This window comes from Streptomyces sp. Ncost-T10-10d (assembly GCF_900091955.1).
Classification (GTDB): domain Bacteria; phylum Actinomycetota; class Actinomycetes; order Streptomycetales; family Streptomycetaceae; genus Streptomyces.
This window is the reverse complement of sequence record NZ_FMDF01000103.1, coordinates 37967-51450: the sequence shown is the minus strand read 5'-3', so window position 1 is coordinate 51450 and position 13484 is coordinate 37967. Positions and strand designations below refer to the sequence as shown.

Here is a 13484-nt window from a genome sequence, read left to right as displayed (position 1 = left end):
GGTCACGCCCCCGCCTTGGCGATGCCGGCGTCGGTCTCTTCGGACTGCCGTGGCTCTGGTACGTCGAGCTGGTCGGTCTCGTGGAATTCGAGCTGCTTCCTGCGGTCGGCGACCAGGCCTTCGGGGCGCAGGCGCATCAGGAGGATGAGTGCGACGCCGAAGAGGAAGAGCTGGTAGTCCTGCATGAACTGCAGTTTGGCCGGGATGAGGTAGAGCAGTGCGGCGCCGACGAGGGGTCCGCTGAGGGTTCCCATGCCGCCGAGGATGACGGCGGCGAGGAGGAATGCGGAGTTGGGAGGTACGGAGCCGGCGAACTGGTACTGCTCGGGTGTCACGGTGTAGTTGACGTGTGCCTGGACGGTTCCGGCGAGGCCGGCGAGGGTGGCGCCGAGGGCGAAGGCCAGCAGTTTGAGGCGGAAGGCGTTGATGCCCATGGCGGTGGCTGCGGTTTCGTCCTCGCGGATGGCGACCCAGGCGCGGCCGATGCGGGATTCTCCGGAGCGGCGGAAGACGAGGACGACTACGGCGGTGAAGACGAGCATCAGCAGGTAGTAGTTGGCGGACCTGCCGAGGGTGAAGCCGAGGATGTCGTGCTTGAGTCCGAAGTCGAATCCGAAGAAGTTGAGGTCGGGGATGCTGGGGATGCCCTGGGAGCCGTTGGTGAGGTCGGGGCCGCTGTTGCCGTTGAGGTTGTTCACGGTGAGGCGGAAGATTTCACCGAAGCCGAGGGTGACGATGGCCAGGTAGTCGCCGCGTAGTCGGAGTGTGGGTGCGCCGATGAGTACGCCGAAGACGAGCGAGGCTCCTGCGCCGGTCAGGACGGCGGCCCAGAAGGGGAATTCGACGCCGATGGCCGACATGGTGGAGCCGGAGACCAGGGCGGCGGCGTAGGCGCCGACGCCGAGGAAGGCGACGTATCCGAGGTCGAGGAGGCCGGCGAGGCCGACGACGACGTTGAGGCCGAGTGCGACGGTGCCGAAGATGAGGATGTTGGCGCCGATGAGCGCGTATTCCTCCTTCTGCTGTGTGAACGGGAAGCAGACGGCGGCGACGAGGGCGGCGGCGAGGGTGATGTTGCGGTGCTTCGTGGTCAGGGCGGTGAGGCGGGAGACGAGTCCGGCCCGGTGGAGTGCGGTGAAGCCGAAGCCGACGGTGATGAGGAAGCCGATGAAGAGTTCGGTGTAGTCGGTGTCGATGCCGTAGGCGAAGACCTGGAGGCCGATGCCGAACGACACGACGATGATGAGGATCTCGGTCCAGTCGGGGAGCGCTTTGGCGCGGCGGGCCGGCGGGGCGCCGAGGCTGTTGCGGAAGCGCTGCCAGGCGCCGGCCGTTGTGGTGCTGGGGTGCGGCTGGTCGCCGGGGAGTCCGAGTGCGGCGGAGGCGGCGATGAGTGCGCCGATGCCGCTGACCCAGGCGCCGGGTTCCAGGTTGACGACGCCGCCGAGGTCGTACGCGATGGCGCCGATGGTGTAGCCGGTGGTGCCGAAGGTGCCGAGCGCCAGGAGGCGGACGGGGCTGTTGGTGCCGCCGGGGGTGAGCCAGCCGAGGCCTCGGATTCCGTATCCGGACAGCGCGAAGAGCAGGGTGAGTGCGGCGCTGATGAGGGTGAGGACCTGGAGGCCGCCGGGGTAGCCGGTGACGGTGAGGTCGCCGGGGAATTCGCTGGTCCAGGTCCAGGCGAGGAAGGTGCCGACGAGTGCGACGGCAGCGCCTGCGAGGGTGCCGATGCGGGCCGCGGCTGCGGGGATCGCGAGGAAGGGGGCGGCCCCGGGTGCGGTGGTGTGGTTGGTGGTCATCGGTATCACGCCCGATCCGCGACGCGTTCGCCGAGCAGGCCCTGGGGGCGGAGCAGCAGGACGATGATGAGGAGGACGAAGGCCCATACGTCCTTCCAGGCGCCGCCGCCGAAGAGTTCCATGCCGGGGACGTTGCTCATGTAGCCGGTGGCGAGGGATTCGGCGATGCCGAGTACGACGCCGCCGAGCATGGCGCCGTAGATGTTGCCGATGCCGCCGAGTACGGCTGCGGTGAAGGCCTTGAGGCCCATGATGAAGCCCATTTTGAAGCCGATCTGGCCGTTCTTGAGCCCGTAGGCGACGGCGGCGACGGCGGCGAACGCGGCACCGATGGCGAAGGCCATGACGATGATGCGGTCGGTGTTGATGCCCATGAGCTTTGCGGTGTCGGGGTCCTGGCTGGTGGCTTGCATGCCGCGACCGGTGCGGGTCTTGGAGACGAAGAGTCCGAGGGCGAGCATGCAGATGGGTGCGGTGATGAGGACGAAGAGGTCACCGCGCTGGATGTGGGCGCCGAAGATGTCGATCGCTTCGCCCTTGAACTGGGGGAAGGAGCGGTCCTTCTTGGCGTCGGGGTACCACTTCCAGATGGCCTGCTGGAGTGCGAGGGAGAGTCCGATCGCGGTGATGAGCGGGGCGAGTCGGGGGGCGTTGCGCAGGGGCCGGTAGGCGAAGCGTTCGGCGGCTGTGCTGACGGCGACGGAGCATATGACGCCGCCGATGATCATGAGTGGGATGATTGCGAGGAGGGAGACGCCGGCCGGCATCCAGAGGTACACGGTGAGAGCTCCGAAGCCTCCGATCATGAAGATCTCGCCGTGGGCGAAGTTGATGAGCTGGATGATTCCGTAGACCATCGTGTAGCCGATCGCGATGAGACCGTACATCGCGCCGAGGATGAGTCCATTGGCCAGCTGTTGCGGCAGTTCGTTCACCGCAGGGCCTCCGTGGAGTGGTTCGGATATGGCACCGCGCGGGAGCGCTGGTAGCGCCCCCGCGCGGTCTGGTGTCAGTTCAGTGCGTGCTCGGGAGGGGCGGGCCGGGTCAGGGCTTGTAGACCTCGCTGAGCTTGGACGTCCACTTGCCGCCGTCGACCTGGTAGGCGGTCATCATGGTGTTGGTGGTGTCGCCGTATTCGTCGAAGGAGACGGGGCCGGTGACGCCGTCGAACTTGACCTTGGCCATGGCGGCGAGGACCTTGGCGCGGGCGTCGTCGCCGCTGGGGAGCTTGCCGCCGTTCTCGGCGACGGCGATCTTGACGGCCTCGATGATCGACCAGGTGGCGTCGTAGGTGCCGCCGCCGTAGGCCTCGTAGGCGTCCTTGTATCCGGCCGTCTTGTAGTCCGCGATGAACTTCTTGGCGGAGTCGAGTTCCTCGACGGGCTTGCCGACGGAGGTGGCGATGTCGCCCTGGGCCTTCTTGTTGAGCTTGATGAAGTCGGCGCTGTACATGCCGTCGCCGCCCATGAGGGGGATCTGGACGCTGTCCTTGAGCTGCTGGCTCAGGGGTGCGCCGGCGGGGTATTCGCCGCCGTAGTAGACGGCCTTGGCGCCGGACTTCTTGACCTTGGTGACGACGGCGTTGAAGTCGCGGTCGTCGGGGTTGACGTGGTCGGTGCCGACGATCTTGCCGCCGAGGGTGGTGAAGGTCGCCTTGAAGGAGGCGGCGAGACCGGCGCCGTAGGGCTTCTGGTCGTCGATGAGGTAGACCTGCTTGATCTTCGCGTTGTTGAAGAGGTACTTCGCGGCGAAGGCGCCCTGGATCTGGTCCGTGGTGGCGGTGCGGAAGTAGGTCTTGTAGGGGCGCTTCTTGTCGCCGGTCTTCCAGTTCTCGCCCTGGGTGAGTTCGGTGCCGGTGTTGGCGGGGGAGATCTGGGTGAGGCTGGCGTCGTTGAGCGGCTTCTGCATCGACTGGGAGACGCCGGAGTTCAGCGGGCCGACGACGCCGAGGACGGTGTCGTCGTCGATGAACTTCTGGGCGTTCTGCTGTCCGACGGAGGGCTGTGCCTGGTCGTCGAGCGGCTTGACCTCGAACTTGATGCCGGGGACGGTCTTGTCCTTGTTGGCCGTCTTGACGGCGAGTTCCGCGGAGTTCTTGATGCCGAGGCCGAGGGCGGACAGGTCGCCCGTGATGGGCGCGTCGACGCCGATGACGACGGTCTGGGTGTCGCCGCTGCTGCTCTTCTTGCTGTCGTCGCGCGACCCGCAGGCGGTGAGTGTCAGTGCTCCTGTGGTGAGCACTGTGGTGAGGATGAGCAAAGAACGGTGTCGCACGAAAGGTCCTTTCCCTGGCGCGGCCTCCTCTGCTTGAGGTGCCGTGTCGTTCGCCGGGCCGTACTGGTTGGTACAGGGCCGTGCTGCAGACGCGCCCGGCGGCGCGGTGACTGGCGGTGACTCTAGGCGCAGGTGTGGGGGTCCGGGATGGGTCCGCCGCAGGATGTGACTGTCTTGTTATGCCCTTGAGCAAGGCTTGAGGTGGCTGTGCGGACATGTACGGCTTTTTACGAGTCGATGAAATGACCGCATCGTGAGAACGCGCAGCTCTGCTAAGGGGCTTGAGGTGATCTTGCTGCTGTCGCGCGTCGAGGGGCGAAGAGGGCGATATGGGGGCGCGACGAGCAGCCCGGCTTCTGCGGGGCGGGGTTCGGGGTGCTGCGCGGAGACGTTGCGCATTGCGCACTTGTTACGCAGTGTTACATCGGGGCCGATGTGGTCGACGCGGTGTTGTGTGCGTGGGGTGTGTGCCGGGTGTGGCCGGGGTGCCGAGGTGGCCACACAACCAGCTGGAGAGTCAAGGGTGTTGGCCGGTTCGATTGCTCAACAATGCCTTGTGCGTGGGTGGTTGTGGGCGGGAATGGTGCTGCCCGGCCGGAATGCGGTCCGGCCGGGCAGTGGTGTCGGGGGTGTTGTGCGGTGTGTTTCGGTCGGTCAGGCGGCGCTGGCCTGCGGTGCGTTGCGGAGCATGCAGGTGAGGCGGGCGGTGCAGACCCGCTTGTCGTGCTCATCGGTGATGACGATCTCGTACGTGGCGGTGGAGCGGCCGCGGTGTACGGGGGTGGCGACGCCCGTGACGAGTCCGCTCCGTACCCCTCGGTGATGGGTGCAGTTCAGGTCGACACCGACAGCGAGCTTGGTGGCGCCGCCGTGGAGCATGGAGCCGACCGAGCCGAGGGTCTCGGCGAGGACGGCGGAGGCGCCGCCGTGGAGGAGTCCGTACGGCTGGGTGTTGCCCTCGACGGGCATGGTGCCGACGACGCGGTCCGCGGAGGCTTCGACGATCGTGACGCCCATCCGCTCGCCGAGGTGGCCGGCGGAGAAGAGTGCGGGCAGATCGACGCCGAGCGTGGCGTACTCGTCGATGATCTCCTGGGGGAACTTGGGTGCGGTGTGCTCGCCCATGGGGTCCGGCTCCGATCGTCTGCGTGGTTCATAGCTTTATTGCTGTGTGCATCGTTCTTATCAGACGACTGAGCGAACGCTTAGTGGGTTGTGGTACGGATTACCTCTGGGCGTTCTGCCCCTGGATGTTCTCGAAGCGCACGACGACGGACTTGCTGGCGGGGGTGTTGCTGGTGTCGGCGGTGGAGCCGAGGGGGACCAGCACGTTGGTCTCCGGGTAGTAGGCGGCGGCGCAGCCCCGGGCAGTCGGGTAGTGCACGATGCGGAAGCCGGGGGCGCGGCGCTCCACCCCGTCCTTCCATTCGCTGACGAGGTCGGTGTACGCGCCGTCGGTCAGGCCGAGGGTGCGGGCGTCGTCGGGGTTGACCAGGACGATGCGGCGGCCGCCCTTGATGCCGCGGTAGCGGTCGTCGAGGCCGTAGATCGTGGTGTTGTACTGGTCGTGCGAGCGCAGGGTCTGCAGCAGCAGCCTGCCTTCGGGGAGTTCGGGGTACTCGACGGGTGCGGCGGTGAAGTTGGCCCTGCCGGTCGCGGTGGGGAAGCGGCGCTCGTCGCGCGGGGCGTGCGGGAGGGTGAAACCGCCGGGGTGTGCGATGCGGGCATTGAAGTTCTCGAAGCCGGGGACGACGCGGGAGATGCGGTCGCGGATCGTCGCGTAGTCCTTCTCGAACTCTTCCCAGGGGGTGGCCGATCCGGGGCCGAGGACGGCGCGGGCGAGGCGGGCGACGATGGCGGGTTCGGACAGCAGATGCGGGCTTGCCGGGGTGAGGTTGCCGCGTGAGGCGTGGACCATGCTCATGGAGTCCTCGACCGTGACGAACTGCTTGCCGCTCGCCTGGACGTCCTTGTCGGTACGGCCCAGCGTCGGCAGGATCAGCGCGCGGGTGCCGGTCACGGCGTGCGAGCGGTTGAGCTTGGTGGAGACATGGACGGTGAGGCGGGCGCGGCGCATCGCGGCCTCGGTGACCTCCGTGTCGGGCGTGGCCGCGACGAAGTTGCCGCCCATGGCGAAGAAGACCTTGGCATCGCCGTCGCGCAGGGCCTGGATGGAGCGGACGACGTCGTAGCCGTGGTGGCGCGGTGAGGTGATCGAGAATTCCCTGTCGAGTGCGTCGAGGAATTCGGGTGCGGGCCGTTCGAAGATGCCCATGGTGCGGTCGCCCTGGACGTTGGAGTGGCCGCGGACGGGGCAGACTCCGGCGCCGGGGCGGCCGATGTTGCCGCGCAGCAGAAGGAAGTTGACGACTTCGCGGATGGTCGGTACGGAGTGTTTGTGCTGGGTGAGGCCCATGGCCCAGCACACGATGGTGCGCTTCGAGGCGAGGACCATCGCGAGGGCCGCTTCGATGTCGCTGCGGTCGAGGCCGGTGGCGGCGAGGGTCTGTTCCCAGTCGGCTTCGCGGGCCGTGGTCACGAACTCCTCGTAGCCGTGGGTGTGGTCGCGTACGAAGGCTTCGTCGACGGCGCCCTCGGCCTGAAGGATCATCTTGTTGAGGAGCCGGAAGAGGGCCTGGTCGCCGCCGATGCGGATCTGCAGGAAGAGATCGTTGAGCGCGGCGCCCTTGATCATGCCGAGCGGGGTCTGCGGGTTCTTGAACCGCTCCAGGCCGGCCTCGGGCAGCGGATTCACCGAAATGATCTTCGCGCCCGCGGACTTGGCCTTCTCCAGGGCGGAGAGCATCCGGGGGTGGTTCGTGCCGGGATTCTGCCCGGCGACGATGATCAGGTCCGCCTGGTGGAGGTCCTCCAGCGAGACGCTGCCCTTGCCGATGCCGATGGTCTCCGTCAGCGCCGAGCCGGAGGACTCGTGGCACATGTTGGAGCAGTCGGGGAGGTTGTTCGTGCCGAACTCGCGGGCGAACAGCTGGAGCAGGAACGCCGCCTCGTTGCTGGTGCGTCCCGAGGTGTAGAAGAGGGCCTCGTCGGGCGAGGTGAGCGCACCCAGCTCCTCGGCGATGATGCCGAAGGCCCGCTCCCAGGTCACCGTCTCGTACCGCTCGGCGCCTTCGGGGAGGTACATCGGCTGGGTGATCCGCCCCTGCTGGCCCAGCCAGTACCCGCTGCGCGAGGCGAGGTCGGCGACCGGGTGCGCGGCGAAGAAGTCGGGGGTGACACGGCGCAGCGTCGCCTCCTCGGCGACGGCCTTGGCGCCGTTCTCGCAGAACTCCGCCGTGTGCCGCTCGTCACCCTCGGGCCAGGCGCAGCCGGGGCAGTCGAAGCCGTTCTTCTGGTTGACCTTGAGGAGGGTCTGCGCGGTGCGCCGCACGCCCATCTGCTGCTGGGCGATGAGCAGGCTGTGCGCGACGGCCGGCAGTCCGGCGGCGGCGTGCTGTGCCGGCTCGACCCGCGGCGCATCCTGGACCGGGTCACCTGTGGGCGGCTTCGTGGCCATTTCGTGCTCCCCTTTGAGCAACTGCATCACTGCGCGGTGCGCGGCGATGCAGTACGTGTTCCTCCCTCGATCCTGTCACGAGGCACCGACAGAGAGTCCGGCGAGCCATGTCCGGTCGGGATTGTCAGTGGTCCGTGGCAGGATCGGGGGCGTGGCTGAGACGGCATCGAAGAAGACGGCAGACAACCGACCGCGCCTGCTCCTGATGGACGGGCACTCCCTGGCGTACCGGGCGTTCTTTGCGCTGCCTGCGGAGAATTTCACGACAGGTTCGGGGCAGCCGACGAACGCGGTGTACGGCTTCGCGTCGATGCTGGCGAACACGCTGCGTGACGAGGCGCCGACGCATTTCGCGGTGGCGTTCGATGTCTCCCGCAAGACCTGGCGCTCGGAGGAGTTCCCCGAGTACAAGGCGAACCGCTCGAAGACCCCGGACGAGTTCAGGGGGCAGGTCGAGCTGATCGGCGAGCTGCTCGACGCGATGCACGCCGACCGTTTCGCGGTCGACGGTTTCGAGGCGGACGACGTCATCGCCACGCTGGCCACGCAGGCCGAGGCGGCCGGCTTCGAGGTGCTGATCGTCACCGGTGACCGGGATTCGTTCCAGCTGATCACGGACAACGTCACCGTGCTGTACCCGACGAAGGGCGTCTCGGAGCTGACGCGCTTCACCCCGGCCAAGGTCGAGGAGAAGTACGGGCTCTCGCCGCAGCAGTACCCGGACTTCGCGGCGCTGCGCGGTGACCCGTCGGACAACCTTCCGGGCATCCCCGGTGTGGGTGAGAAGACCGCCGCGAAGTGGATCAACCAGTTCGGTTCGTTCGACGAGCTGGTGGAGCGCGCCGAGGAGGTCAAGGGCAAGGCCGGGCAGAATTTCCGGGACCACCTGGACGCGGTGCGGCTCAATCGCAGGCTGACCGAGATGGTCCGCGACGTGGAGCTGCCGAAGACCCCGCAGGACCTGGAGCGCGCACCGTACGACCGCACCGCGGTGACGGGCGTGCTGGACGTCCTGGAGATCCGTAACCCGAGCCTGCGCGAGCGGCTGCTGGCCGTCGACCCGGGCGCGGCCGAGGACGAGACTCCGGCGCCCGCCGCGGGCATCGAACTGGACGGCGCGGTGCTGGGCGCGGGCGAGCTGGCGCCCTGGCTCGCCGCACATGGCGGGCAGCCGCTCGGCGTCGCCACCGTCGACACCTGGGCGGTGGGCAGTGGCACGGTCACCGAGATCGCGCTCGCCGCGGCCGACGGGGCGGCGGCCTGGTTCGACCCCGCGGAGCTCGACGAGGGCGACGAGCAGGCGTTCGCCGCGTGGATCGCCGACGCGCGGCGGCCGAAGGTCATGCACAACGCGAAGAGCGCCATGCGGGTCTTCCCCGAGCACGGCTGGCAGGTCGACGGCGTCACGATGGACACCGCGCTGGCCGCCTATCTGGTCAAGCCCGGGCGCCGCTCCTTCGCGCTGGACGCGCTGGCGGTGGAGTATCTGGGCCGGGAGCTGGCCCCCGCGGCGGCGTCCGACGGGCAGCTGGCCTTCGGCGCGGACGACCGGGCCGAGGCCGACGCCCTGATGACGCAGGCCCGCGCGGTCCTGGATCTGGGCGATGCGTTCACCACCCGGCTGGCAGAGGTCGGCGCGACCGAGCTGCTGCAGGGCATGGAGCTGCCGACGTCCGCTCTGCTGGCCCGTCTGGAGCGGCACGGCATCGCCGCCGACCGGGCCCATCTGGAAGGGATGGAGCAGCAGTTCGCCGGTGCGGTGCAGCAGGCGGTGAAGGAGGCGCACGCGGCGGTCGGCCGCGAGTTCAACCTCGGTTCGCCCAAGCAGCTCCAGGAAGTCCTCTTCGGCGAGCTGGGTCTGCCCAGGACGAAGAAGACGAAGACCGGGTACACGACGGACGCCGACGCCCTGGCCTGGCTCGCCGCACAGACCGAGCACGAGCTGCCGGTCATCATGCTGCGCCACCGCGAGCAGGCAAAGCTGCGGGTCACCGTCGAGGGCCTGATCAAGACGATCGCGGCGGACGGCCGTATCCACACCACGTTCAATCAGACGGTGGCGGCGACCGGCCGGCTCTCCTCCACCGACCCCAACCTGCAGAACATCCCGGTCCGTACGGACGAGGGCCGGGCCATCCGCCGGGGCTTCGTCGTCGGCGAGGGCTTCGAAACGCTGATGACGGCCGACTACAGCCAGATCGAACTGCGCGTGATGGCCCACCTCTCCGAGGACGCGGGCCTGATCGAGGCGTTCACCTCCGGCGAGGACCTGCACACGACGGTCGCCTCGCAGGTCTTCGGCGTCGACAAGTCGGCCGTCGACCCGGAGATGCGCCGCAAGATCAAGGCCATGAGTTACGGACTCGCGTACGGGCTCTCCGCGTTCGGCCTCTCCCAGCAGCTGAACATCGAGGCGGGCGAGGCGCGCGGCCTGATGGACACCTACTTCGAGCGGTTCGGCGGAGTGCGTGACTATCTGCACCGCGTGGTGGAGGAGGCCAGGGCCACCGGCTACACGGAGACGGCCTTCGGCCGCCGCCGCTACCTCCCCGACCTCAACAGCGACAACCGTCAGCGCCGCGAGATGGCCGAGCGCATGGCGCTCAACGCACCGATTCAGGGCACGGCCGCGGACATCGTCAAGGTGGCCATGCTCCAGGTCGACCAAGCGCTGACCGAGGCGAAGCTGAAGTCCCGGATGCTGCTCCAGGTCCATGACGAAATCGTTCTGGAGATCGCCGAGGGCGAGCGGGCACAGGTGGAGGAGATCCTCCGCCACGAGATGTCCACGGCCGTGCAGTTGCGCGCCCCGCTGGATGTATCGGTGGGTGTCGGTACGGACTGGGAGTCCGCAGCGCACTGACGCGGCGGCGCCGGACGGGCCCCGGGGGTTTGTGCAGACAGCCCCGGAGGAATCAGGCCCGTCCGGCGGCCGAGGGTACGGAAGCGCGCGGTCGCCGCAGCCGCATCCACGCCCCGTACAGCACCAGGCCCGCCGCCAGTCCCGCCCCTGCGCCGAAGCAGGCGGTCGGGATGATGTCCAGCGGGGTGTCGATGTGCCCGAAGTACGCATACCAGCGCGCGCACCGGTGCACGACGCCGAGCACGACGCAGACGCTCAGCAGCGCCCCTGCCGACCACCGCCCCCGACGGCCCAGCACCGGCACGGACGGCGGGACCGGGCGCGCCCCGGTCCGCCGCAGCCCCGAAGCCGTGAACCAGGCGAGCACGGCCAGTGCCACCGCCGAACTGCCGTACTGCACCAACTGGAACACGGGAATCCCGCCGATGTTCCGGTCGAGCACCGGCAGCAACCGCACACCCCACCGGTCGTGATGGGTGAAGGCGTCCCAGACGACATGCGTGGCGGATCCGATGACCGCCGACAGTACGAACCACGCACCGTCCCGGACATTCCACGCCCCTCGGTCGGATCCGCACCACTGCCCTCGCACGAACGCATGCACCCGTCCCTGCCAGGTCCTCGGCAGCAGCGCCACCGACGGTTCGCGCAGCAGCAGCCACAGCGCCACCACGGCCGCGGTGATCAGCACATCGACCGTGAACACGCCCCACACCGAGTGGGTGACCCGCCCGAATTCCATGGCCCCCGGGATCGCGGTGTCCGCGTAGTACGTCATGTCGGGGGCGAACGAACCCGCGACGAGGGCCGAGGCGAGGAGCGGCCCGCGCGCCGTTCCGTCCCGCCGCATCCCCGGCAGCACGGCCGCGGCATGACTGAGTGTGAACGGCATGGCGGCAAGTATGCGTGAGCCGCCGTCGCCCGCCCGACACCCGCCGTACAACTTGCTGTCCGGAACGTGAAAAACAGGTAAGAACCGGTCAGTGCACGGTGTTCCGGCGGCACAAGTTGCCGTAGGGTCGCCTGAGTCCCGGCGCTGGGGAGCGCGGACAGCCGTCGAAGGGGAGGGGCCAGAGGTATGGCAGCGCAATTCGGTCGCCGACTTCGCAAGGGGGCGACCACGACCGCTGTGGCCGCGGTCGCCGTGGCGGCACTCTCCGCCTCAGGGGCCCCTGGCGCAACGCTGGCCACCGGGAGTGGCGATCAGCAGTCCGCCGGAACGACACCGTCGCCCGACGACACTCCGGCCACCGGCAACTCGCCGTACTACACGGACCTTCCGCCGCTGAACACGCCCAACAAGCCTGGAACCGCGACCGATCTGCCCATCACCGGCAGTGCGGAAGCCGGCATACCGGCTTCGATCCTGGCCGCGTACAAGAAGGCCGAACAGACCGTCGCCGGCAGCGATGCCGCCTGTCGGCTGCCGTGGCAGCTGCTCGCCGCGATCGGCAAGGTCGAGTCCGGCCAGGCCCGCGGCGGCAGGGTCGATGCGAACGGCACCACGTTCTCCCCGATCCTCGGCCCGGTCCTCGACGGCCGGGGCTTCGCCATGATCAAGGACACCGACAACGGGGCGTACGACGGGGACGCGACGCACGACCGTGCCGTCGGCCCGATGCAGTTCATCCCGTCCACCTGGGCGACCTGGGGCCAGGACGGCAACGGAGACGGCCGCAAGGACCCCAACAACATCTACGACGCGGCGCTCGCCGCCGGACGCTATCTCTGCGCCGGTTCCCGCGATCTGTCCGTAGCCGCGGATCTCGACCGGGCGGTCCTGAGCTACAACCACTCGGACGCCTACCTCCGTACAGTCCGCTCCTGGTTCGACTACTACAGGCGCGGTACCCACGAGATCCCCGACGGCACCGGCACGGTCCCGCCCGGCCTCGGCGGCGGTACGGACCCGAGCCCGAACCCCAACACCCCCGGCGCCTCACCGTCCCCGACCCCGCCTCCGAGCTCGAAGCCGAAGCCGCCGAAGCCGGGCGGCTCCACTCCGACCAGTCCGAAGCCCACGCCACCCACGCCCCCGCCGTCCCGGACCGTCGCACGTGTGGAGAACGCCGGTACCGGCGCGCTCACCGCGACCGCGGGCGACGCGTTCGCCGAGCGGATCAAGGTGCGGGCCGAGGACAAGCTCGGCGGTTCGCTCGCCAAGGCGTCCGTGACCTTCACCATCGCCGGTGACACGGACGCCACCTTCACCGGCGGGAAGAACGCGGTCACCCTCCGCACCGGAGCCGACGGCACCGTCACCGCGCCGGTGCTGAAGGCGGGCGAGAAGACGGGGCAGTTCACGGTGCGAGCCGCCGCCACCGGCCACTCGCTGCCCGCCGTCACCTACACCGCGACCGTCACCGCCCGACAGGCCGACGCGATCGTCAGGACCGACGAGAAGGCACTGACCGCCGCGCCCGGCGCCGAGTTCGCCGACACCGTCGAGGTCAAGGCCACCTACAAGGACGCGGTCGCCGCCGGTGTAGCCGTCACCGCAACCATGATCACCGACGCCGCGGAGCCGGTGGAGAACGGCAACGGCCCGTACTTCAAGGACGCGGACGGCAGGACGGTCCGTACCCTCACGGACCTCGAGACCGACGCCGACGGCATCCTGAGGCTCCCGAAGATCTACGCCGACGACACCGCGGGCACGTACAAGCTGCGCCTCACCACCGAGGGCGGCGCCACGGTCGTCATCGAGCTCAAGGTCGAGGCCCCGCAGACGCCCGCTGCCTGACCCGTTCCGCCGCACGTCACTCACGACAGCCCCTTTGCCACCGCCCGGCAGAGGGGCTGTTCTACGTGTTCTCATCTCGCGCCCGCATTGCTACGGTGCCCCAACCCTGACGACCCATCAGATCCGTGTTCTCCGGGAGGACCGGCATGCGTGCCCTCGTCGCCGCCGCCATCGGGCTGGCCGCAGCCCTCGCGCTCGTCTTCACCATCACCACGATCGGCGCCCCGCCCGGAGAGACCTCGCCCAAACCCCTGCTGACCACCGTCCCGGGCCCCAAGAACTAGCCAC

General features: G+C 68.8%; 9 protein-coding genes. 3 read left to right on the top strand and 6 right to left on the bottom strand.

The genetic code is table 11. The features are described 5' to 3' along the window. Positions 1–2: 2 nt before the first annotated feature. The 5 genes from GA0115254_RS16650 to GA0115254_RS16630 all read right to left on the bottom strand — a co-directional run bounded on the left by GA0115254_RS16650 (position 3) and on the right by GA0115254_RS16630 (position 7590). A complete protein-coding gene (locus tag GA0115254_RS16650; protein ID WP_093896094.1) occupies positions 3–1799 on the bottom strand; it encodes a branched-chain amino acid ABC transporter permease in 1797 nt (598 codons plus the stop codon). 5 nt (positions 1800–1804) lie between these two features. Beyond that, the gene (locus GA0115254_RS16645; RefSeq protein WP_093896071.1) at positions 1805–2734 is read right to left on the bottom strand and encodes a branched-chain amino acid ABC transporter permease; all 930 of its coding nucleotides are present in this window, start codon (positions 2732–2734) and stop codon (positions 1805–1807) included. Between the two features lie 109 nt (positions 2735–2843). Beyond that, entirely contained in the window at positions 2844–4058 is a 1215-nt protein-coding gene (locus GA0115254_RS16640) for a branched-chain amino acid ABC transporter substrate-binding protein (protein WP_093896070.1), read from the bottom strand. A 669-nt stretch (positions 4059–4727) separates the two neighbouring features. Continuing rightward, positions 4728–5198 carry a PaaI family thioesterase gene (locus GA0115254_RS16635; RefSeq protein ID WP_093896069.1) on the bottom strand — a complete coding sequence of 157 codons (471 nt, stop codon included), beginning with the start codon at positions 5196–5198 and terminating at the stop codon, positions 4728–4730. A gap of 100 nt (positions 5199–5298) precedes the next feature. Continuing rightward, positions 5299–7590 carry an FdhF/YdeP family oxidoreductase gene (locus GA0115254_RS16630; protein WP_093896093.1) on the bottom strand — a complete coding sequence of 764 codons (2292 nt, stop codon included), beginning with the start codon at positions 7588–7590 and terminating at the stop codon, positions 5299–5301. A gap of 151 nt (positions 7591–7741) precedes the next feature. On the opposite strand from GA0115254_RS16630, the gene polA reads away from it, so the two are divergent. Further along, positions 7742–10453, top strand: a complete 2712-nt coding sequence (polA, locus tag GA0115254_RS16625) for a DNA polymerase I (protein ID WP_093896068.1) — start codon at positions 7742–7744, stop codon at positions 10451–10453. A gap of 52 nt (positions 10454–10505) precedes the next feature. Here polA and GA0115254_RS16620 read toward each other — a convergent pair whose 3' ends face one another. Further along, on the bottom strand, positions 10506–11345 hold the full coding sequence (locus GA0115254_RS16620; RefSeq protein ID WP_093896067.1) for a DUF4184 family protein: 840 nt from the start codon (positions 11343–11345) through the stop codon (positions 10506–10508). A 186-nt stretch (positions 11346–11531) separates the two neighbouring features. On the opposite strand from GA0115254_RS16620, the gene GA0115254_RS16615 reads away from it, so the two are divergent. Next, positions 11532–13196: a lytic transglycosylase domain-containing protein gene (locus tag GA0115254_RS16615; protein ID WP_093896066.1), complete on the top strand. Its 1665-nt coding sequence runs from the start codon at positions 11532–11534 to the stop codon at positions 13194–13196. Between the two features lie 146 nt (positions 13197–13342). Beyond that, the gene (locus GA0115254_RS43175; protein ID WP_107451335.1) at positions 13343–13480 is read left to right on the top strand and encodes an SPW_0924 family protein; all 138 of its coding nucleotides are present in this window, start codon (positions 13343–13345) and stop codon (positions 13478–13480) included. Positions 13481–13484: the final 4 nt, after the last annotated feature.

Coding starts and splice junctions, on each gene's coding strand:
- GA0115254_RS16650 (WP_093896094.1), bottom strand. CDS start 1,799: ATGACCACCAACCACACCACCGCACCCGGGGCCGCCCCCTTCCTCGCG.
- GA0115254_RS16635 (WP_093896069.1), bottom strand. CDS start 5,198: ATGGGCGAGCACACCGCACCCAAGTTCCCCCAGGAGATCATCGACGAG.
- GA0115254_RS16630 (WP_093896093.1), bottom strand. CDS start 7,590: ATGGCCACGAAGCCGCCCACAGGTGACCCGGTCCAGGATGCGCCGCGG.
- GA0115254_RS16620 (WP_093896067.1), bottom strand. CDS start 11,345: ATGCCGTTCACACTCAGTCATGCCGCGGCCGTGCTGCCGGGGATGCGG.
- GA0115254_RS16615 (WP_093896066.1), top strand. CDS start 11,532: ATGGCAGCGCAATTCGGTCGCCGACTTCGCAAGGGGGCGACCACGACC.
- GA0115254_RS43175 (WP_107451335.1), top strand. CDS start 13,343: ATGCGTGCCCTCGTCGCCGCCGCCATCGGGCTGGCCGCAGCCCTCGCG.